This is a genomic window from Colwellia sp. BRX10-1, assembly GCF_014077545.1.
Taxonomy (GTDB): domain Bacteria; phylum Pseudomonadota; class Gammaproteobacteria; order Enterobacterales; family Alteromonadaceae; genus Colwellia_A.
This window is the reverse complement of sequence record NZ_JACGWC010000150.1, coordinates 1-241: the sequence shown is the minus strand read 5'-3', so window position 1 is coordinate 241 and position 241 is coordinate 1. Positions and strand designations below refer to the sequence as shown.

The window sequence follows — 241 nt, the reverse complement described above, 5'->3', positions numbered from 1 at the left end:
ATCGTGGAATGGATGTAATAAGCTCAAATAGAGAAGCGCTCATTCCATTATATCAATCACATAACGAATGGCTGTTAAACTATGATCGTGAAAGAATGGATTTGGTGTTCTCGTGAATATAACAACACGCCCTGAGGTGGACAACTAGTAAAATTTAGCTATTTATTGCAAATTTTAACAGTGGTGATCCTCTTCGTTTTAATGCTTCTAAATATTTTGATTCGTTGTAGGGCGTCTTCGT

At 36.1% G+C, this 241-nt stretch carries 1 protein-coding gene; it reads left to right on the top strand.

Going from position 1 to position 241, the window contains the following annotated elements; genetic code table 11:
• Nucleotides 1–8: 8 nt before the first annotated feature.
• Nucleotides 9–116: a DUF3885 domain-containing protein gene (locus H4J75_RS20555; protein ID WP_404842720.1), complete on the top strand. Its 108-nt coding sequence runs from the start codon at nt 9–11 to the stop codon at nt 114–116.
• The last annotated feature ends 125 nt before the right edge of the window (nt 117–241 follow it).

What these genes read in the sequence shown, in the direction of transcription:
- H4J75_RS20555 (WP_404842720.1), top strand. Translation starts at nt 9, where the DNA reads ATGGATGTAATAAGCTCAAATAGAGAAGCGCTCATTCCATTATATCAA.